We start from the raw sequence: 18,784 nt of genomic DNA, 5'->3' as shown, positions 1-18,784 counted from the left end.
GTTTGAGATGAGTTATTTGGCTGCCGACACCCGCCACACCTTATTGCCCACATCATCAGCCACCAGCAAATCCCCTTGCTGGTCGATCACCACGCCCACCGGCCGGCCCATGGCTTTCTCGTCGCTGTTGAGAAACCCCGTCAGCACATCCACCGGCTGTCCTTTCGGCTGGCCCCCTTCAAACGGCACAAAAATCACCTTGTAACCACTGTGCGGCTTGCGATTCCACGAACCATGCTGGCCGATAAACGCGCCGTTGCTGAATTGCGCAGGCAACTTGCTGCCCTCGGCGAAGGTCAGCCCCAGTGAAGCGGTGTGCGGGCCTACTGCGTAGTCTGGCGCGATGGCTTTGGCAACCAAGTCCAGGTTTTGCGGCGTGACGCGAACATCCACATGCTGGCCGTAATAGCTGAAGGGCCAGCCATAGAAGCCGCCATCCTTGACTGAGGTGATGTAGTCCGGCACCAGGTCGCTGCCGATTTCATCGCGCTCGTTCACCGCCGTCCACAGTTTGCCGCTCTGTGGCTCCCAGGCCATGCCGTTGGGGTTGCGCAGGCCGGAAGCGAAAATGCGGTGTTGGCCGGTGGCGCGATCAACTTCCCAAATGGCCGCGCGGCCTTGTTCGGCGTCCAGGCCATTTTCACCGACGTTGCTGTTGGAGCCGACGCTCACATACAACTTGCTGCCATCCTTGCTGGCCACTACGTTTTTCGTCCAGTGGTGGTTCAAGGGGCCACCTGGCAACTCCACGACCGTAGTGCCTGGGGATGTGATTGCGATTTCACCTGGCTGATAGGAAAAACGCAGCAACTTGTCCGAGTCCGCCACGTACAGGTCGTTGCCCACCAGTGTCATGCCAAACGGCGAATTCAGATTTTGCAGAAATACCGTACGCGTTTCGGCCACGCCGTCATGATCGGCATCGCGCAACAACGTAATGCGGTTCGGGCTCGGCACACCGGCACCGGCGCGGCCCATGACTTTTTCCATCACCCAACCCCGCACGCCTTTGGAATCGTCTGGCTTGGGCGGCGCATTGGTCTCGGCCACAAGTACGTCTCCGTTGGGCAGTACGTAGAGCCAGCGTGGGTGATCCAGGCCCTCGGCGAATGCGGCCACTTGGGTGCCGGCGGCAGCCGTTGGCTTGGCGCCTTCAGGCCAACCGATCGCCGGGGCGATGTTGACGGTGGGAATCAGCGTCTTGTTCGGCTCCGGCAGTTTGGGCGAGGGCCCGGTGCCATCGGAGACTTGCAAGGTGGAGCTTTCGCCGCAGGCGGCGAGGCTGCCGGTGAGCATGATCAGTAAGGCCAGTCGGGTTTTAGGCATGGTTTTCTCCTTGATACCTGTAAGGGTAGAGAAGCACGCTGTACGGATGGTTCAAGTACAAGGCCAGCTTTAATTGACGCTCCACCCCCAACCCACTAACCTTCGCGGCTTGTTCCAGGTGCTCTGTGGCGTGCGCGTCGACAGGGTGAAACAGGGAAGCCGGTGAGCGAGCGCACTTGTACACAGTGCTGCCGCGATTCCGGCGCTGCCCCCGCAACGGTAAATGAGTCAAGACGGTGCTGTTTGCCACTGTATCGCCCGCGATATGGGAAGGCGCGCCCTCGGCTGCTTCGACAAGACGCGCCACTCATGAGTCCGGAGACCGGCCTTGAACATTCAACAGCATCACGGTGGGCGATGCTTGGCTGTCTGTTTTTTCTTTTTCCTGCCCGCCGTTTTTGTCCAGCCCCAACGGAGAGCTGCCATGACCGATTCCCCCGACCGCGACGAACGCCACCTGGCGCGCATGTTGCGCAAAAAAGCCGTGATCGACGAGCGCATCGCCAATTCGCCGAATGAGTGCGGCTTGTTGCTGGTATTGACCGGCAACGGCAAAGGCAAGAGCAGTTCGGCCTTCGGCATGTTGGCCCGCGCCATGGGCCACGGCATGCAGTGCGGTGTGGTGCAGTTCATCAAGGGCCGCAACAGCACAGGCGAAGAGCTGTTCTTCCGGCGCTTCCCCGAGCAAGTTCGCTTCCACGTCATGGGCGAAGGCTTCACCTGGGAAACCCAGGATCGTCAACGCGATATCGCCGCCGCCGAAGCAGCCTGGGCGGTATCCCGGGCAATGCTCAATGACCCTTCCATTGGCCTGGTGGTGCTGGATGAACTGAACATCGCTCTCAAGCACGGCTACCTCGACCTGGACCAGGTTCTCAGCGACCTGCAAGCCCGCCCGCCGATGCAGCATGTGGTGGTCACCGGCCGTGGTGCCAAGCCTGAGTTGATCGAAATGGGCGACACCGTCACCGAAATGGGCATGCTCAAGCACGCCTTCCAGGCCGGTATCAAGGCACAGAAGGGCGTCGAACTTTGAATCAGCCCCGTCATTGCCCGGCCGTCTTGATCGCCGCTCCGGCGTCCGGCCAGGGCAAAACCACGGTCACCGCCGCGCTGGCCCGTTTGCATCGCAACCTGGGGCGCAAGGTGCGCGTGTTCAAATGCGGGCCGGACTTTCTCGACCCGATGATCCACGAGCGTGCCAGCGGTGCGCCGGTGTATCAATTGGACATGTGGATGGTGGGCGAGCAGGAAAGTCGTCGTCTGCTGTGGGAAGCGGCCGGGGAGGCCGACTTGATCCTGATCGAAGGCGTGATGGGGCTGTTCGACGGCACCCCCTCCAGCGCCGACCTGGCGCGGCACTTCGGCGTGCCTGTGCTGGGGGTGATCGACGGGACTGCCATGGCCCAGACCTTTGGTGCCCTGGCCCTGGGCCTGGCGCGCTATCAGCCCGACCTGCCGTTCGCCGGCGTGCTGGCCAACCGTGTCGGCACCTTGCGCCATGCCCAGTTGCTCGAAGGCAGCCTCACCGAGGGCTTGCGTTGGTACGGCGCGTTATCCCGCGAGACCGGTATCGAACTGCCGAGCCGCCACCTGGGCCTGGTGCAAGCCAGCGAACTCAATGACCTCGATGTACGCCTGGATGCTGCTGCCCAGGCATTGGGCAGTAGCTGCGAAGTGGCCCTGCCGCCGCCCGTGACCTTTGCCGCGCCCGAAGTGATCAAGGCTGAACCGTTACTTGCCGGTGTGCGTATCGCCGTCGCCCGTGACGAAGCCTTTGCCTTTACCTATGGCGCCAGCCTGGATTTGCTGCGGGCCATGGGCGCAGAGCTGACATTCTTCTCACCTATTCATGATCGCCAACTGCCGCAGGCAGACAGCCTTTACCTGCCAGGCGGATATCCGGAACTGCACCACCAGGCGCTGTCGGCAAACACCTCGATGCTGGAGGCCATCCGTGCTCATCACGCCGCCGGCAAGCCACTGCTCGCCGAATGTGGCGGCATGCTCTATCTGCTCGATTCGCTGACGGATGTAGAGGGCGACAGAGCCGAACTGGTTGGCGTGCTGCCAGGCGATGCGGTGATGCAAAAGAAACTCGCGGCCCTGGCCCTGCAAAGTGTCGAATTGCCGGAAGGCACGTTGCGCGGGCACACCTACCACCACTCCTTGACCAGCACCGCATTGGCGCCGATCGCCCGTGGCCTGAGCCCTAACGGCGGGCGCGGGGCTGAAGCGGTTTACCGACAAGGGCGGCTGACCGCTTCCTACGTGCACTTTTATTTTCCGTCGAATCCTGGCGCGGTGGCCGCGTTGTTCGCGCCAGACCTTGAGACCGCTATCGCAGGCAAGTCAGCTCCCACAGTTGACCGAGTTGAAACCCAATCCAATGTGGGAGGGGGCTTGCCCCCGATGAGGCCATGACTGACAACGCCTTCCCCGAGGCCGACCGCCAGGCCGTCTACCGTGCCATCGCCGAACGCCGCGACATGCGCCACTTCACCGGCGGCAGCGTTGCTCCGGAACTGTTGCACCGCTTGCTCCAGGCCGCGCACCAGGCACCCAGTGTAGGTCTGATGCAGCCATGGCGTTTTATCCGTATCAGCGACCGCCGGTTGCGCAGCCAGATCCAGCAGTTGGTGGAAGAAGAGCGCGTGCGCACCGCGCAGGCCCTGGGCGAGCGCTCCGATGACTTCATGAAGCTCAAGGTCGAAGGCATCAACGACTGCGCCGAGGTACTGGTGGCTGCACTGATGGATGATCGCGAGCGCCACATCTTCGGGCGCCGCACCTTGCCGGAAATGGACATGGCGTCTCTATCTTGCGCAATCCAGAACCTGTGGCTGGCGGCGCGCGTGGAAGGCCTGGGCATGGGCTGGGTGTCGCTGTTCGAACCCCAGGAATTGGCCGAACTGCTGGGTCTGCCACCCGGCGCGAAACCCCTGGCCGTACTGTGCCTGGGGCCGGTGGCTGAGTTCTACCCGGCACCGATGTTGCAGCTCGAAGGCTGGACCGAGCCGCGGCCGCTGAGTGACATGCTGTATGAAAACACGTGGGGAGTGAGTCAATGAGTGTGGCCTTGCTGTGTGTCGCTGCGGTGGCGCTGGATGCGCTGCTGGGTGAACCCAGGCGCTGGCATCCGCTGGTGGCGTTCGGCAACTTCGCCGGGCGCATCGAGCAGCGTTTCAATAGCGGTGGGCGTGGCTGGCGCAGCCATGGCGTGACCGCGTGGTTTATCGCAGTGGTGCCTCTGACCTTGCTGGCCACCGCGTTATCGTGGGCGCCTTATATCGGCTGGCTCCTGGAAATCCTGGCGTTGTACTGCGCCTTGGGCATGCGCAGCCTGGGCGAGCATGTGACGCCGGTGGCCCAGGCCCTGCGCAGCGATGATCTGGATGAGGCACGCAAACGCGTGAGTTACCTGGTCAGCCGCCAGACCAGCGAACTGGACCGCACCGAAGTTGCGCGCGCCGCAACCGAGTCGGTGCTGGAGAACGGCAGCGATGCGGTATTCGCCGCGTTGTTCTGGTTTGTGGTGGCAGGCGTGCCAGGCGTGGTGCTTTATCGCCTGAGCAACACCCTCGACGCCATGTGGGGCTATCGCAACGAGCGCTTTGAGCGTTTTGGCTGGGCGGCTGCAAAGATCGACGATGTGCTCAACTACATTCCTGCGCGACTGGTGGCCTTGACCTACGCGCTATTGGGCAAAACCCGTCTGGCCCTCAAATGCTGGCGCACCCAGGGCCCGACGTGGGACAGCCCTAACGCCGGTCCGGTGATGGCTGCCGGTGCCGGTGCGTTGGGCGTCGAACTCGGTGGCGCAGCGATTTATCACGGCGAGGTGCATCAGCGCCCGCAGTTGGGCGAAGGCCCGCCGGCCGATGCCGACTCCATTGATCGTGGCTGGCACCTGGTGCAGCGCGGCGTATGGTTGTGGCTGCTGGTCTTGTGTGTAGGGGCGCAAATCTATGCTTGAACACGGTGGTCGGCTGCGAAAGGCCGCGATTGAATACGGGATTGCCGAAGCGGATTGGCTTGATCTGTCCAGTGGCCTGGCGCCCTGGCCGTGGCCGATTCCCGAGATCCCGCTGCGTGCCTGGGCCCGCTTGCCGGAAACCGATGATGGCCTGGAGAGGGCCGCCTGCGAGTATTACGGCGCCGCCCAGTTGTTGCCGGTGCCGGGCTCCCAGGCCGCGATCCAGTTGCTGCCGCGCCTGCGCCGCTCCGGCAAGGTCGGCGTGCTTTCGCCTTGCTATGCCGAGCACGCCGAAGCCTGGCGCCGCGCCGGTTATGTGGTGCGTGAAGTGCAGGAGCAGGAGGTCGACTTTTTCCTCGACAGCCTCGACGTGCTGGTGGTGGTCAACCCCAACAACCCCACGGGCCTGAGCCTGTCCCCGCAACGTTTGCTGGACTGGCATGCACGGCTGGTCCAGCGCGGTGGCTGGCTGGTGGTGGACGAAGCGTTCATGGACGTGACCCCCGATTCAAGCCTGGCGAGCCATGCCGATCAGGTCGGTTTGATCGTACTGCGTTCGTTCGGCAAGTTTTTCGGCCTGGCCGGTGTACGCCTGGGCTTTGTGCTGGCCGAACGCAAGTTGCTCAAGTTGCTGGCCGAACAGGTCGGGCCCTGGGCAGTCAGCGGGCCGACGCGGGTATTGGGCCAAGCGTGCCTGCGCGATACGGATGGGCACACCCGCCAGCGCAATCGATGCATCGAAGCGGGCCAGCGCTTGTTCGAACTGCTTGAGCGCAGAGGCTTTCAACCCCACGGCGGCTGCGCATTGTTCCAGTGGCTGATCACGCCTCATGCCGAGCGCCTGCACGAATTCATGGCCCAGCGCGGCATCCTGCTGCGCCTGTTTGTGCACGACAGCAGCGTGCGTTTCGGTTTGCCCGACACCGAAGCCGACTGGTTGCGGTTGGACGAGGCTTTGGCCGCATACAAGGAGGCCACATGAGTACGCTGATGGTGCAGGGCACTACCTCCGACGCCGGCAAGAGTACCCTGGTGACCGCGCTGTGCCGTTGGCTGGTGCGTCAGGGTGTTGCGGTGGTGCCGTTCAAACCGCAGAACATGGCGCTCAACAGCGCGGTGACGGCCGAAGGCGGCGAGATCGGCCGCGCCCAGGCGGTGCAGGCCCAGGCCGCCAACCTGGCACCCCACACCGACATGAACCCGGTGCTGCTCAAGCCCAACAGCGACACCGGCTCGCAAGTGATCATCCACGGTCGCGCCGTGACCAGCATGAACGCCGTGGCCTATCACGACTACAAAGCCATTGCGATGCAGGCGGTGCTGGCTTCCCACGCACGGTTGAGCCAAGCCTACCCGGTGGTGATGGTCGAAGGCGCGGGCTCCCCGGCCGAGATCAACCTGCGCGCCAATGACATCGCCAACATGGGCTTCGCCGAAGCGGTGGATTGCCCGGTGCTGTTGATCGCCGATATCAATCGCGGCGGCGTGTTTGCCCATCTGGTCGGCACCCTGGAATTGCTGTCGCCCAGCGAGCAGGCACGGGTCAAGGGCTTCATCATCAACCGTTTTCGCGGTGATATCGCGCTGTTGCAGCCTGGCCTGGATTGGCTGGAGGCGCGCACCGGCAAGCCGGTCGTCGGCGTGTTGCCCTATGTGATGGACCTGCACCTGGAGGCGGAAGACGGCATCGACCAGCGCCAGATCGACAAGGCCGCCCACGTGCTCAAGGTGGTGGTGCCGGTGTTGCCGCGTATCAGCAATCACACTGACTTTGACCCGCTGCGCCTGCACCCGCAGGTGGATTTGCAGTTTGTCGGGCCGGGCCAGGCGATACCTGCGGCTGACCTGATCATCCTGCCTGGCTCCAAAAGCGTACGCAGCGATCTGGCCTTCTTGCGCGCCAATGGCTGGGATGCGGCCGTGGCGCGGCATCTGCGTTATGGCGGCAAGGTGCTGGGGATCTGCGGCGGGTTGCAGATGCTGGGTGAGCAGGTGCATGACCCGCTTGGGCTGGAGGGTGTGGCCGGGTCCAGTGCCGGCCTCGGGCTGCTGGCGTTTACTACAACGCTGGAGGAGCACAAGCAACTGCGCAATGTGCGCGGACGCTTGGTGCTCGAAGATGCTGAAGTGAGCGGATATGAGATTCACGCGGGTGTGACATCAGGCGATGCCCTGCTCAGCGCTGCGGTGCTGCTGGACGATGGTCGCAGCGATGGCGCGCTGAGTGCTGACGGGCAGATTCTCGGCACCTACCTGCACGGGCTGTTCGAAACACCGGCGGCGTGCAGTGCCTTGCTGCGGTGGGCCGGATTGCAGGAGGTGCAAGAGGTGGATTATCACGGGTTGCGCGAGCGTGATATCGAACGGTTGGCGGATCTGGTTGAACACCATTTGGACACCGATTTGTTGCGCAACCTATGTGGGATTTAACAGTGTGTACGCGATGCAAATGTGGGAGGGGGCTTGCTCCCGATGGCGGCCTGTCGGTGTACATATCCATTGCTGCGTTCGGCCAGCGTGGTTTAACGGGGCGCCTGAGATCAAAAGCAAAATCAAGAGCGGCTCGCTGCGCATCGTGGTTACGTAAAGCGCCGCATTCATTCTGGTTTTGCGCTCCACCTTTGACTTTTACAGGGCTAATTCCATGCTCCAACTGATCTTGGGTGGTGCCCGCTCGGGCAAGAGTCGCCTGGCTGAAAAGCTCGCCTGCGACAGCGCTTTGCCGGTCACTTATATCGCCACCAGCCAGCCGCTGGATGGTGAAATGAATCAGCGGGTGGCGCTGCATCGCGAACGTCGCCCGGATCATTGGGGGCTGATTGAAGAACCCATCGAGCTGGCGCATGTGTTGCGTGAAAACGCCGCTACCGACCGCTGCCTGTTGGTGGACTGCCTGACGTTATGGCTGACCAATCTGCTGATGCTCGACGATAGCGATCGTCTGGTGTTCGAGCGCGATCAACTGCTGCAAACCCTGGCTTCGCTGCCGGGTGAAATCATTTTTGTCAGCAACGAGACCGGTCTGGGTGTCGTGCCGCTGGGCGAATTGACTCGCCGCTATGTGGATGAAGCCGGTTGGCTGCATCAAGCCTTGGCCGAGCGGTGTCAGCGTGTGGTGTTGACGGTTGCCGGCCTGCCCCTGACTTTGAAAGGTACTGCGTTATGACGGAATCCTGGTGGCTCAACCCCTGCAAGGCCATTGATACCGCGGCCCATGAACAGGCGCTGGCGCGTCAGCAACAATTGACCAAGCCCGCCGGTTCCCTCGGCCAGCTGGAAGCGCTGGCGGTGCAACTGGCGGGTTTGCAGGGCCAGGTCAAGCCGTCGGTGGAGCAACTGTGGATCGCGATTTTTGCCGGTGATCACGGTGTGGTCGCCGAAGGCGTGTCGGCATTTCCCCAGGAAGTGACCGGGCAGATGCTGCAAAACTTCGTCAGTGGTGGTGCGGCGATCAGCGTGTTGGCGCGGCAACTGGATGCGCAACTGGAAGTGATTGATCTTGGCACAGTGACGCCCTCGCTGAACTTGCCCGGCGTGCGTCATGTGAATATCGGCGCGGGCACGGCCAACTTTGTTGATGGCCCGGCGATGACCCAGGCTCAGGGGCTGTTGGCATTGCAAGCCGGCCGAGACAGCGCGCACCGCGCTCTGGAACGCGGTGCGCAGGTGTTTATCGGCGGCGAGATGGGTATCGGCAATACCACCGCGGCCAGCGCGTTGGCCTGTACATTGCTGGATTGCCAGGTGAGCGACCTGACTGGCCCGGGCACAGGTTTGAATGCAGCGGGCGTCAGCCACAAGGTCGCGGTCATCGAGCGCGCTTTGGCGCTGCATGCCGGGCAACGGGGTGATGCGTTGCAAACGCTGTTCAATCTCGGCGGTTTTGAAATTGCCGCGTTGGTTGGCGCTTACCTGGCCTGTGCGCAGGCAGGTATCGTGGTGCTGGTGGATGGGTTTATCTGCAGCGTTGCGGCGCTGGTGGCGGTGCGCTTGAACCCGGCGTGCCGCGAATGGCTGGTGTTCGGGCATCGCGGTGCCGAGCCGGGCCATCGCCATGTGTTGCACAGCCTGGATGCCGAACCGCTACTGGAACTGGGCTTGCGCCTGGGCGAAGGCAGCGGCGCGGCGCTGGCGGTGCCGTTGTTGCGTTTGGCCTGTGCGTTGCACGGGCAGATGGCAACCTTCGCCGAAGCGGCCGTGGCAGATCGCCCCGCATGACCCTGCACCTGGACCTGCTGCGCCACGGCGAAACCGAGCTGGGCGGCGGCCTGCGCGGCAGCCTGGACGATGCCTTGACCGCCAGGGGCTGGGCGCAGATGCGAGCCGCGGTGGTGGGGCAGGGGCCATGGGATCGGTTGATCGGCTCACCGTTGCAACGCTGCGCCTTGTTTGCCCAGGAGCTGGGAGCACAGCTCGGCCTGCCGGTCAGCCTTGAGCCGGCTTTGCAAGAACTCCACTTCGGTGCCTGGGAAGGCCAGAGCGCCGCGGCGCTGATGGAGACCGATGCCGAAGGGCTGGGTTTGTTCTGGGCCGATCCCTATGCGTTCACGCCGCCCCAAGGCGAGCCTGTCAGTGCATTTTCCGAGCGGGTGCTCGGCGCGGTGTCACGCCTGCATCAGGCTTACGCCGGCCAGCGCGTGTTGTTGGTCAGCCATGGCGGCGTGATGCGCCTGCTGCTGGCCCGGGCGCGTGGGATGCCGCGCGAGCAACTGCTGAACGTCGAGGTCGGCCACGGCGCGCTTTTCAGCCTGCAGGTCGGTGCCGACGGCGTACTGAAAGAAGGATCGTGACGATGTTGCCGTTCTGGATTGCCCTGCAATTTCTCAGCTGCCTGCCGATCCGCTTGCCGGGTATGCCGCAGCCTCAGGAGCTAGGCCGTTCGTTACTGTTTTATCCGCTGGTGGGACTGCTGTTCGGTCTATTGCTGTGGGGGTTGAACCTGGTATTGATGGGCGCGCCCTTGCTGCTGCACGCCGCGCTGTTGCTGACGGCCTGGGTGCTGCTCAGCGGTGGCCTGCACCTGGATGGTCTGGCGGACAGCGCCGATGCCTGGTTGGGTGGCTTTGGTGATCGCGAACGCACGCTCAGTATCATGAAAGATCCGCGCAGCGGGCCGATTGCGGTGGTTACCCTGGGCTTGGTGCTATTGCTCAAGTTCAGCGCGTTGGTGGCCTTGATCGAGCAGCATAATGGCGCCGCCCTGATCCTGGCGCCGTTGATCGGACGGGCTTCGATGCTGGCGCTGTTTCTTACCACGCGCTATGTGCGGGCAGGAGGGTTGGGCCAGGCCTTGTCGGACTACTTACCGCGGATTGTCGGCCAGCAGGTGCTGATCCTCAGCGGATTGACCTGCATCCTGATCGGTGGTTTCAACGGTGGCATTGCGGTATTGCTGGCGGTGCTGTGCTTTGTGTGGCTGCGTTACTTGATGATCAGGCGCCTTGGCGGTACCACGGGCGACACGGCAGGCGCGCTGTTGGAGCTGCTGGAAGTCGCTGTCCTGGTCGGGTTGGCGCTGTAACGCTTTCTTGCAATTCCTTAACTCCGGGTATATACACGCTCTATGCTTGCTTCCCAATGTTTATGCACCAACCTGCGACGCGCCGCCCGTGGCGTCAGCAGGCATTACGACGGCGCTCTCGACGGCTTCGGGATCAACGTCGCCCAGTATTCTTTGCTGTGTAACCTGCAGCGCCTCGACCAACCGAGCATTTCCAGCCTGGCCGAAGCCATGGGCCTGGATCGCAGCACCCTGGGGCGCAACCTGCGTGTCCTGGAAGGCGAGGGGTTGGTGCAATTGGTCGAGGGCGATGACCTGCGAAACCGCCTTGTGCTGTTGACTGAAAGTGGCCAGCAGCGATTGGCCGCCGCGTTGCCGGCATGGGAAGCGGCGCAACAGAAGCTGATTGATAAGCTCGGCGCTGAAAAGCGCGAAACCTTGTTGGCCTTGCTGGATGAACTCGCCTGAACGGCGGTTTGTTCGACTACAAGCGGGTATATACCCGCGAGCGGAGAATAAAAAATGACCTCGATGTGGCGCACCAGCGGTTGGATCCTTGTGGGGAGTGCGCTGATCCTGGCGTTGTCCTTGGGCGTACGGCATGGCTTCGGCCTGTTTCTGGCGCCGATGAGCAGCGAATTCGGCTGGGGGCGTGAGACCTTCGCCTTCGCCATTGCCTTGCAGAACTTGATCTGGGGCCTGGCGCAGCCGTTTACCGGCGCCTTGGCCGACCGTTTCGGCGCAACCAGAGCGGTGTTTGTCGGCGGCGTGTTGTACGCCGTGGGCCTGGTGCTGATGGGGATGTCCGACTCCGCGTGGTCATTGTCCCTGAGTGCAGGCTTGCTGATTGGCATCGGCCTGTCCGGTACCTCGTTTTCAGTGATTCTCGGTGTGGTCGGCCGCGCCGTACCGCCGGAAAAACGCAGCATGGCCATGGGCATTGCCAGCGCGGCCGGGTCCTTCGGCCAGTTCGCCATGGTGCCCGGCACCCTCGGCTTGATCGGTTGGCTGGGCTGGTCCGCAGCGTTGCTGGCGTTGGGCTTGATGGTGGCGTTGATCCTGCCGCTGGTTGCCATGCTCAAGGACCGGCCGTTGCCGGTCACGGTCGGTCAGCAAACCCTGCGCGAAGCGTTGAAGGAAGCCTGCTCTCACTCCGGGTTCTGGCTGCTGTCTTTTGGTTTTTTTGTGTGCGGGTTCCAGGTTGTGTTTATCGGTGTGCACTTGCCGGCGTACCTGGTCGACCAACATCTGCCGGCCACGGTGGGCACCACGGTGCTGGCCTTGATCGGTCTGTTCAATGTGTTTGGCACCTATACCGCTGGCTGGCTGGGCGGGCGCATGTCCAAGCCGCGCTTGCTGACTGGTCTGTACCTGCTGCGGGCGGTGGTGATTGTGTTGTTCCTGTGGGCGCCAGTCACTGAAGTGACGGCCTATCTGTTTGGCATGGCGATGGGGTTTCTGTGGTTGTCCACCGTGCCGCTGACCAACGGCACCGTCGCGACGTTGTTTGGTGTACGCAACCTCTCGATGCTCGGTGGGATTGTGTTCCTGTTCCATCAACTCGGCTCGTTCCTTGGCGGCTGGCTGGGCGGGGTGGTCTATGATCGAACCGGCAACTACGATTTGATCTGGCAGGTGGCGATTCTGCTCAGCCTGCTCGCCGCGGCCTTGAACTGGCCGGTGCGTGAGCGGCCAGTGGCGCGTGTGCAGGCGCAGATGGAGGCGGCATGAGGGTAGCGGTGCGCTTGATGGTGATAGCGGCAGGGTTGCTTCTGTTGCTACTGGCCTGGTGGGGTTGGCAGCAAGGTGGCCTGGCGTTGATGCAACTTGGCATGGCGATCTGTTAAGTTCAATGCCTGAACTGACTCAAGGACTTTGATCATGTTGATGCGCTGGCTCGCTGTACCCGTCCTCATGGCTGTTGGCAGCGTGGCCATGGCCGCCAGCTGCCCGTCGCTGCTTACGGGCCAATTGCCCAAACTGCGCGCCAAGGAATCCATTGACCTGTGCCAGCAATTCGCTGGCAAACCCTTGGTGATCGTCAATACGGCGAGCTTCTGCGGCTTTGCCCCGCAGTTCAAGGGCCTGGAAGGCTTATATCAACGCTATAAGGGCGAAGGCCTGGAAGTGATTGGCGTGCCGTCCGATGACTTCAAGCAGGAAGCCAAGACCGGGGAGGAGACCGCCAAGGTCTGTTACGTGAATTATGGCGTGACCTTCACCATGACCGAGCCGCAGAAGGTCAAGGGGCCGGATGCGGTGCATCTGTTCAAGGTCCTTGCCGAGCAGGCCGACGCGGCGCCGAAGTGGAACTTCTACAAGTACGTGGTTGACCGCCAGGGCAATGTTGTCGCGAGCTTTTCCAGCCTGACCAAGCCGGACAGCCCGGAGTTGATCAAGGCGGTGGAGCAGGCGATAGCATCCAAACCCTGATTCGCGGGCATTGAAAAGCCCCGCCTCCTTCACAGGAGAGCGGGGCTTTTTTATACGGTCGCGGTTTAGAACTTGTAGGTCATGCCCAGGCCGAAACCGTTGGCACTGTTTTCATACTTGGCGTTGTAGCTGGCCAATTGGTTGGAGCGCGAAACCTTGACGTCTTCTTCCTTCAGGTAGGAGTAGGCCAGGTCGATGGTCATGTTCGGCATGACCTCGTAGCCCAGGCCCAGGCTGAAGATCGTGCGGTCGCCGGTCGGGATGCGTGGCGAACGATCCGTGTTGTTGGTAGGCGACTGGTCGAAAGTCAGGCCGGTACGCAACACCACTTGCTTGGTAAGCTGGTAAGAAGTACCCACGGCATAGGCCCAGGTATCGTGCCAGTTCTGGTCTTCCTTGATAGTGCCGACCAAGGCAGGGGCCAGCGCGCCGCCTGTTGCGCCGGACACGCCGTCGTTCTTGACGGTGATGTCTTTCAAGCGGCTCCAGCGTGTCCAGGTTGCACCTGCATAGAGCTTCCAGGCGTCGGTCAGGTCTTGGGTCACCGACAGGTCGTAGGACTCAGGCGTATCGATCTTCAGCGACGCATCGTAGCGATTGCTGCGCAGGGCGGCAGCGGTCGCGGCTGGTGCGGTGACTTCGGTGTGGCCGTCCAGCTTGTAGCTGACCTTGGAGTGATAGGTCAGGCCGACGCGGGTGGTATCGGTGGCTTGTACCAGCACGCCGATGTTAAAGCCCAGCGCGGTGTCGTCACCCTTGATCTTGATGTTGGTGTCTGGCGCGAGAGCGTTCAGCGTCAGGTCTGATTCCAGGGTGCCGGCGATGCGGTTGATGGTCGGGCCAAAACCAACGGAAACACGGTCGTTGAAGGCGTAGCTGACCGTTGGCTGGAAGGTGATGACTTTCACTTCACTCTTGCTGCCAAAGCCACGGCCCTGGAAGCCGCTTTCGTAGTCGGTTACCAGGCCGAACGGTGCATAGACACCGAAGCCGACAGCCCACTGATCGTTGAGTTTATTGGTGTAGAAACCGAAAGGGACGGCGGTGAATGGCACCATGTCACCTTTGTTGCTGCCGCGGGAGCGGCCGCTGACGTCGCTGATATCAGTAGAAGCATCAATGGCTGCAACGCCGCCGGTGATCTGTTGACCTTCCAGGCGTGCCATACCGGCAGGGTTACCGAACACAGTGCTTGCATCATCGGCAGAAGAAGATCGACCTGCAAAACCAGTACCCATCCCGCTGACGCTCTGTTCGTTCAGGGCAAAGCCGCTGGCGAATAGTTGGGAGGATGCCATGGCAACGGCGAGGCTAAGTGTGGTCTTGAGCATTACTTTTTTCATTATTAGAACTCCGAGGTGATCACCGCAGCGGAAAGTAACAATAAATTTGCGATCGCGCTATAGGGTGTAATGCAGGAGATAGAGCGGTTTTGTAGGACAATCCGACCAGATTCGCTGTTTTTTGCCGAATCTTGCAATTTGCCCGGTCAGCAGATCACCTGTTTTATGGATGGGACGCAGCTTTGCCAGGCTTGGGTAAAATCCCGCAGCCTCCCTTGAGGGTGGAATATTTCTTTCCAGATACGCGCCATGGCCAATACGTCGCCTGGGGCGGGCAGTGCCGGGCGGTGTTGTTCTACCAGCAACCAGGCGATTGCCGTGGCGTATCGCAGGTTTACCGTCAACTCCACCTGGGGCGCACTCAGAAACGCATGTTGGCTGGCCAGCCCGCGCACCAGGCTTGCGCGTTCCGGGTCCAGCGCCAGGTATTCGTCCCAGAGGGCACGGTGGCGGGGTTCAGTGATGCTATAGAGGCCATGGCCGCGCCGATCATGCAGGGCCGACCCCAGTTCCGACTGGCTGGCGGCGATGCCCAGTAACAAGGACTCGGCTGTTGGGTTATGGCAGCCGAGGTAGGTCAAGGTCGGCCTGATCACATAACGACACAATTCGCTGGCGGCAATACCCATACAAGCCTCAGTCCATAAATGGGGTGGACGAGCCTGAGAAGGAGGGCTTGGCAGCGGTGAATCGGATCTCAGGCCCGTCGCAAGCGGACGATGCCGCTTGAGTTGAAGTGTAGTGTCATATTCATGATGTAAAGGACTGTTTTTAAAACATCTTGTCTATTCAGTTATAACGTTTATATCTATCGGTGCTTAGTAAATACAGGCCCGCGCCAAATTTCAGGCAATAAAAAACCCTGTTTTTCAGACAGGGTTTTTGTTTTCAGCGACTCGGTCGATCAGGCAGTCAGTGCCTGACGGGTACGCTCGATCACGGCCTGCAGCGGTTCTGCGCTGGAGTATTGATCGGGGTACAGGCGTTCGCTGTGACGAGCGATACCGTGTTCATTGACCAGGGTGAAGCTGAAGCAGCCTTTGCGAGCGGCCATGATCAGGCAGTTCATTGGGGCAAAAGCGTTAGTGAGGGTGCGAATGGCATCCTGAGTGTGGATTTGAGCGTTCATATTATTGGTGTTCCTACAAATGACACGGATAAGAACCGTGCAACGTTAAAACGTTCCAGTAACGCTGATCACCATTGATCAAGCGAAGAACCTGACTGGAACAAAGCAGCCAGTTTGAAGCGCTAATAATTTAGGCGCGCTTGGGCTGGCAGGTAGGTACTTAGGAGGGCAGGCAACACAACAGGGGCAAAGGTTCTGGGCCCGGGGTGAAGATCCTGATCAATTTGCAGGTTGGTTCGGTCAGAGTATGTAAACTTCGCGACACCCTTTGCTTGTTCAAAGGCAGTGTCGTCGCAAGCGATACCTGGAAACCATCGAGGTGGTCGATCCCGTGTGGTTCAGGGGACTTGTTCGACCAGAATTGACTTTCAGCTTGGTACTAACGCCGCGGATAGTAACGGAATGAAACAGGGAAGGGAAGGGGGGGGCAAAAAACTTTAATCAGCCGCCGAGCAATCCACGATAGACCAGTACGGTCACAGACGCAGCCAGGGCGCAGCCCAGTGCGTAGGCGGCGAGCGTCAGGCGCAAGGACTGGCCGGTCTCGATCAGTTGCATGACCTCGTGCAGATCATTGATCCGGCCGTCACTCAGTTCGATGCACAGGCTCGCGGCGGTAAAGGCGGCCGAGAGCAAAATCGCGATGGCAAACAACGCGCCGTCCGGAGAGGGTAGCGCGGCATTGATTCCCAACGATGTCGCGCAGATGGCCAACAGCAGCATGGCGAAAAGCAGAATTCCTTTCATCGGCCCTACAGAGTTGCATTGACGGTGGCGCAGTGTGGCGAGCCGGGACAGATTTGAAAAGCCCCTGGGTTTGTCCTGGCAGTAACATGTTTAACGCGTGTTGAATCAAAAAACGCCGGCGATATAACCCTTGAATAGTTACTTGTGCACATTGGTTGCGGCATGTGTAACCCTCCTGCCACTCACCGAGAAGGGCGCCCATTTGCCTGTAATCAAAATTTAAGTCAATGAAAAATCTGGCTTTTTTTTATTGGTGAAAAAATCGTCAGTTTGACCGGGGGCCCCGTTCCATGGGCCTTTGCGCGAGTTCAAGGAGGGTTGTCCACTGAGTTATCCACAGCTTCTGTGGATTGTCCCAAGCGCTTGCTCTAGGACGGGCGTGCAGGTTTTTTTCAGCTTTACCTGTACGAAAAAAAGAGTAGAGTGGCGCGCCTTCCGTTCTGTCCCACAGTGCTTTATGAAGTTTCGCTCAGTATCACCTTCTGTTACCGACACTACTCAAACTGTTACCGCACCCAAGCGTTTTTCCTTGAAGGTCGCTCTGTGGCTGCTCGACAGCCCGCGTCTGGGCCAGAGCAGCAACGTCAAGCACTTCGCCGGGCGCTTGCTCAAGCAGCCTGCCCGGGAAGGCGTGGTGGCCGCACAGAGTCGTCTCGGCCAACTGATGTGCCGTGAGTGCGGAAACGCCCGTGATCGGCGCATTGGTCATGATCTATTACGCTCGGCCGCTCGCGCCGGCGATCGTCGCGCCCAGCGTGAACTGGGCCAGGTCGAAGACTGAGCTGTCTTCGCGCCCTGTGCTTGGTTACCCTTGATCTTTTTTGGTGATGGCAGAAATGGCTATGGTTTTTGACTGGACCAGTATTGCCTTGGGGCTCGTTGGCGCAGCCGTACCGTTACTGGCGCTGTGCTGGCAGATTCAGCGGCGCTTGAACGCGCGTAACACCGGCTGGGAACTGCTGGAAGAACGCCTGGCAAACGCGCAACTGGCCCAGGAAGGGCTCGCCGCCCAACTGGACGCCAGTCGCGATGAAATCAGCGACCTGAGCCAGGCCAACGCCGCCAAACAAGCCGACCTGGCGGCACTGGGCCGCGAAGTCGAACTGTTGCAGATCGACCGCGATAACGCCCGCGATGCCGCCCATGCCTGGAACCTCGATCGCAGCGCCAAGGAAACCGAACTGCGCCGTCTCGATGCCTTGGCCGCAGCCCTGAGCGCGGAATTGCGCGAGCAGCAGGAGAGCCATCAGCAGCGCCTCACTGACCTGCAAGGCTCACGGGACGAGCTGCGTGCTCAGTTCGCCGAGCTTGCCGGTAAAATCTTCGACGAGCGTGAACAGCGCTTCGCCGAAACCAGCCAGGAACGCCTGGGCCAGTTGCTCGACCCGCTCAAGGAGCGCATCCAGTCCTTCGAGAAACGCGTTGAAGAAAGCTATCAAAACGAAGCCCGTGAGCGGTTCTCCCTGGCCAAGGAGCTTGAGCGCCTGCAGCAACTGAACCTGCGCCTGTCGGACGAAGCCACCAACCTGACCCGCGCCCTCAAGGGGCAGAAAACCCAGGGCAACTGGGGGGAACTGATTCTTGAGCGGGTGCTGGAACACGCAGGCCTGGAAAAAGGCCGCGAATACCAGACCCAGGTCAGCCTCAAGGGCCCGGATGGCGAGCGCTTCCAGCCGGACGTGCTGATCATGTTGCCGGGCGACAAGCAGGTGGTGGTCGACTCCAAGGTCAGCTTGACCGCCTATCAACAGTACGTCGCGGCAGATGACGAAGTGATTGGCCAGGCGGCGTTGAAGCAGCATGTGCTGTCTTTGCGCAATCACGTCAAGGGCTTGGCCGGCAAGGACTACAAGCGCCTGGAAGGTTTGCACAGCCTGGATTTCGTTCTGCTGTTCGTACCGATCGAGGCGGCTTTTTCCGCGGCCTTGCAGGCTGAACCGAATTTGTTCCAGGAAGCCTTCGATCGCCATATCGTGATTGTCAGCCCCACCACCTTGCTCGCCACCCTGCGGGTGATCGACAGCCTGTGGAAGCAGGAGCGTCAGAGCCAGAACGCCCGGGAAATCGCCGAGCGTGCCGGTTGGCTGTACGACAAGTTCGTGTTGTTTATCCAGGACCTGGACGAAGTGGGCAACCGGCTGCAGCAGTTGGACAAGGCTTACAGCGCGGCGCGCAACAAATTGACGGACGGGCGTGGGAATCTGGTCAGCCGTACCGAGCAGTTAAGGTTGCTCGGCGCCCGAGCCAGCAAGAGCCTTCCGGCGGATTTACTGGAGCGAGCGATGACAGATTCGGATGGCGTGGCGCATCTCCCCGAATAGAGGTGGGGC

The 18,784-nt window shown here is 61.1% G+C and carries 20 protein-coding genes and 1 riboswitch; of the genes, 15 read left to right on the top strand and 5 right to left on the bottom strand.

Annotated features, from left to right (window positions below):
* Nucleotides 1-12: 12 nt before the first annotated feature.
* On the bottom strand, nt 13-1,326 hold the full coding sequence (locus tag IH404_RS20380) for a sorbosone dehydrogenase family protein (protein ID WP_194438882.1): 1,314 nt from the start codon (nt 1,324-1,326) through the stop codon (nt 13-15).
* Between the two features lie 99 nt (nt 1,327-1,425).
* Nucleotides 1,426-1,672: riboswitch (cobalamin riboswitch) on the top strand.
* Nucleotides 1,673-1,750: 78 nt separating this feature from the next.
* Between IH404_RS20380 and cobO the strand changes: the two genes are divergently transcribed.
* The 13 genes from cobO (at nt 1,751) to IH404_RS20315 (ending at nt 13,235) form a co-directional block, all read left to right on the top strand.
* Nucleotides 1,751-2,362 (top strand): cob(I)yrinic acid a,c-diamide adenosyltransferase, encoded by a 612-nt coding sequence (cobO, locus tag IH404_RS20375; RefSeq protein WP_005790169.1) that lies wholly within the window; start codon nt 1,751-1,753, stop codon nt 2,360-2,362.
* Entirely contained in the window at nt 2,359-3,750 is a 1,392-nt protein-coding gene (locus IH404_RS20370; protein ID WP_194438880.1) for a cobyrinate a,c-diamide synthase, read from the top strand. Before cobO ends, IH404_RS20370 begins: the two co-directional genes overlap by 4 nt.
* Entirely contained in the window at nt 3,747-4,397 is a 651-nt protein-coding gene (gene bluB, locus IH404_RS20365) for a 5,6-dimethylbenzimidazole synthase (protein WP_194438878.1), read from the top strand. Before IH404_RS20370 ends, bluB begins: the two co-directional genes overlap by 4 nt.
* A complete protein-coding gene (gene cbiB / locus IH404_RS20360) occupies nt 4,394-5,302 on the top strand; it encodes an adenosylcobinamide-phosphate synthase CbiB (protein ID WP_005790163.1) in 909 nt (302 codons plus the stop codon). Before bluB ends, cbiB begins: the two co-directional genes overlap by 4 nt.
* Entirely contained in the window at nt 5,295-6,284 is a 990-nt protein-coding gene (gene cobD, locus IH404_RS20355) for a threonine-phosphate decarboxylase CobD (protein ID WP_005790161.1), read from the top strand. The genes cbiB and cobD overlap by 8 nt, the downstream gene beginning before the upstream one ends.
* Nucleotides 6,281-7,732 carry a cobyric acid synthase gene (locus IH404_RS20350; protein WP_005790159.1) on the top strand — a complete coding sequence of 484 codons (1,452 nt, stop codon included), beginning with the start codon at nt 6,281-6,283 and terminating at the stop codon, nt 7,730-7,732. Before cobD ends, IH404_RS20350 begins: the two co-directional genes overlap by 4 nt.
* Nucleotides 7,733-7,946: 214 nt before the next feature.
* Entirely contained in the window at nt 7,947-8,468 is a 522-nt protein-coding gene (gene cobU / locus IH404_RS20345) for a bifunctional adenosylcobinamide kinase/adenosylcobinamide-phosphate guanylyltransferase (protein WP_005790157.1), read from the top strand.
* Nucleotides 8,465-9,520: a nicotinate-nucleotide--dimethylbenzimidazole phosphoribosyltransferase gene (gene cobT / locus IH404_RS20340; protein ID WP_194438876.1), complete on the top strand. Its 1,056-nt coding sequence runs from the start codon at nt 8,465-8,467 to the stop codon at nt 9,518-9,520. The genes cobU and cobT overlap by 4 nt, the downstream gene beginning before the upstream one ends.
* Nucleotides 9,517-10,092: an alpha-ribazole phosphatase family protein gene (gene cobC, locus IH404_RS20335; RefSeq protein ID WP_103733674.1), complete on the top strand. Its 576-nt coding sequence runs from the start codon at nt 9,517-9,519 to the stop codon at nt 10,090-10,092. Before cobT ends, cobC begins: the two co-directional genes overlap by 4 nt.
* Nucleotides 10,093-10,094: 2 nt before the next feature.
* A complete protein-coding gene (locus IH404_RS20330; RefSeq protein ID WP_005790151.1) occupies nt 10,095-10,823 on the top strand; it encodes an adenosylcobinamide-GDP ribazoletransferase in 729 nt (242 codons plus the stop codon).
* Between the two features lie 42 nt (nt 10,824-10,865).
* Nucleotides 10,866-11,270, top strand: a complete 405-nt coding sequence (locus tag IH404_RS20325) for a MarR family transcriptional regulator (RefSeq protein WP_005790150.1) — start codon at nt 10,866-10,868, stop codon at nt 11,268-11,270.
* A 63-nt stretch (nt 11,271-11,333) separates the two neighbouring features.
* On the top strand, nt 11,334-12,533 hold the full coding sequence (locus IH404_RS20320; protein ID WP_164365808.1) for an MFS transporter: 1,200 nt from the start codon (nt 11,334-11,336) through the stop codon (nt 12,531-12,533).
* A gap of 150 nt (nt 12,534-12,683) precedes the next feature.
* Entirely contained in the window at nt 12,684-13,235 is a 552-nt protein-coding gene (locus tag IH404_RS20315; RefSeq protein WP_005790144.1) for a redoxin domain-containing protein, read from the top strand.
* A gap of 65 nt (nt 13,236-13,300) precedes the next feature.
* Here the strand turns inward: IH404_RS20315 and IH404_RS20310 are convergent, their stop codons facing one another.
* The 4 genes from IH404_RS20310 to IH404_RS20295 all read right to left on the bottom strand — a co-directional run bounded on the left by IH404_RS20310 (nt 13,301) and on the right by IH404_RS20295 (nt 16,454).
* The gene (locus IH404_RS20310) at nt 13,301-14,578 is read right to left on the bottom strand and encodes an outer membrane protein transport protein (protein ID WP_005790143.1); all 1,278 of its coding nucleotides are present in this window, start codon (nt 14,576-14,578) and stop codon (nt 13,301-13,303) included.
* 146 nt (nt 14,579-14,724) lie between these two features.
* Entirely contained in the window at nt 14,725-15,207 is a 483-nt protein-coding gene (locus IH404_RS20305) for a hypothetical protein (RefSeq protein WP_005790141.1), read from the bottom strand.
* Nucleotides 15,208-15,482: 275 nt separating this feature from the next.
* Nucleotides 15,483-15,707, bottom strand: coding sequence for a hypothetical protein (locus IH404_RS20300; RefSeq protein ID WP_005790139.1), 225 nt, complete (start codon nt 15,705-15,707; stop codon nt 15,483-15,485).
* A gap of 441 nt (nt 15,708-16,148) precedes the next feature.
* Complete coding sequence (locus IH404_RS20295) at nt 16,149-16,454, bottom strand: hypothetical protein (RefSeq protein WP_032803664.1); 306 nt, start codon at nt 16,452-16,454, stop codon at nt 16,149-16,151.
* Nucleotides 16,455-16,911: 457 nt separating this feature from the next.
* Between IH404_RS20295 and IH404_RS20290 the strand changes: the two genes are divergently transcribed.
* Together IH404_RS20290 and rmuC are read left to right on the top strand one after the other, a co-directional pair.
* Nucleotides 16,912-17,235, top strand: coding sequence for a hypothetical protein (locus tag IH404_RS20290; protein ID WP_005790136.1), 324 nt, complete (start codon nt 16,912-16,914; stop codon nt 17,233-17,235).
* Nucleotides 17,236-17,410: 175 nt separating this feature from the next.
* Nucleotides 17,411-18,775 (top strand): DNA recombination protein RmuC, encoded by a 1,365-nt coding sequence (gene rmuC / locus IH404_RS20285; RefSeq protein ID WP_177464428.1) that lies wholly within the window; start codon nt 17,411-17,413, stop codon nt 18,773-18,775.
* Nucleotides 18,776-18,784: the final 9 nt, after the last annotated feature.

The organism is Pseudomonas sp. OST1909, assembly GCF_015277575.1.
In the GTDB taxonomy this organism is placed as follows: domain Bacteria; phylum Pseudomonadota; class Gammaproteobacteria; order Pseudomonadales; family Pseudomonadaceae; genus Aquipseudomonas; species Aquipseudomonas synxantha_A.
This window is presented reverse-complemented; position numbering and strand designations above follow the sequence as displayed.

Coding starts and splice junctions, on each gene's coding strand:
- IH404_RS20380 (WP_194438882.1), bottom strand. CDS start 1,326: ATGCCTAAAACCCGACTGGCCTTACTGATCATGCTCACCGGCAGCCTC.
- cobO (WP_005790169.1), top strand. CDS start 1,751: ATGACCGATTCCCCCGACCGCGACGAACGCCACCTGGCGCGCATGTTG.
- bluB (WP_194438878.1), top strand. CDS start 3,747: ATGACTGACAACGCCTTCCCCGAGGCCGACCGCCAGGCCGTCTACCGT.
- cbiB (WP_005790163.1), top strand. CDS start 4,394: ATGAGTGTGGCCTTGCTGTGTGTCGCTGCGGTGGCGCTGGATGCGCTG.
- cobD (WP_005790161.1), top strand. CDS start 5,295: ATGCTTGAACACGGTGGTCGGCTGCGAAAGGCCGCGATTGAATACGGG.
- IH404_RS20350 (WP_005790159.1), top strand. CDS start 6,281: ATGAGTACGCTGATGGTGCAGGGCACTACCTCCGACGCCGGCAAGAGT.
- cobU (WP_005790157.1), top strand. CDS start 7,947: ATGCTCCAACTGATCTTGGGTGGTGCCCGCTCGGGCAAGAGTCGCCTG.
- cobT (WP_194438876.1), top strand. CDS start 8,465: ATGACGGAATCCTGGTGGCTCAACCCCTGCAAGGCCATTGATACCGCG.
- cobC (WP_103733674.1), top strand. CDS start 9,517: ATGACCCTGCACCTGGACCTGCTGCGCCACGGCGAAACCGAGCTGGGC.
- IH404_RS20330 (WP_005790151.1), top strand. CDS start 10,095: ATGTTGCCGTTCTGGATTGCCCTGCAATTTCTCAGCTGCCTGCCGATC.
- IH404_RS20325 (WP_005790150.1), top strand. CDS start 10,866: ATGCTTGCTTCCCAATGTTTATGCACCAACCTGCGACGCGCCGCCCGT.
- IH404_RS20320 (WP_164365808.1), top strand. CDS start 11,334: ATGTGGCGCACCAGCGGTTGGATCCTTGTGGGGAGTGCGCTGATCCTG.
- IH404_RS20315 (WP_005790144.1), top strand. CDS start 12,684: ATGTTGATGCGCTGGCTCGCTGTACCCGTCCTCATGGCTGTTGGCAGC.
- IH404_RS20310 (WP_005790143.1), bottom strand. CDS start 14,578: ATGAAAAAAGTAATGCTCAAGACCACACTTAGCCTCGCCGTTGCCATG.
- IH404_RS20305 (WP_005790141.1), bottom strand. CDS start 15,207: ATGGGTATTGCCGCCAGCGAATTGTGTCGTTATGTGATCAGGCCGACC.
- IH404_RS20300 (WP_005790139.1), bottom strand. CDS start 15,707: ATGAACGCTCAAATCCACACTCAGGATGCCATTCGCACCCTCACTAAC.
- IH404_RS20295 (WP_032803664.1), bottom strand. CDS start 16,454: ATGAAAGGAATTCTGCTTTTCGCCATGCTGCTGTTGGCCATCTGCGCG.
- IH404_RS20290 (WP_005790136.1), top strand. CDS start 16,912: ATGAAGTTTCGCTCAGTATCACCTTCTGTTACCGACACTACTCAAACT.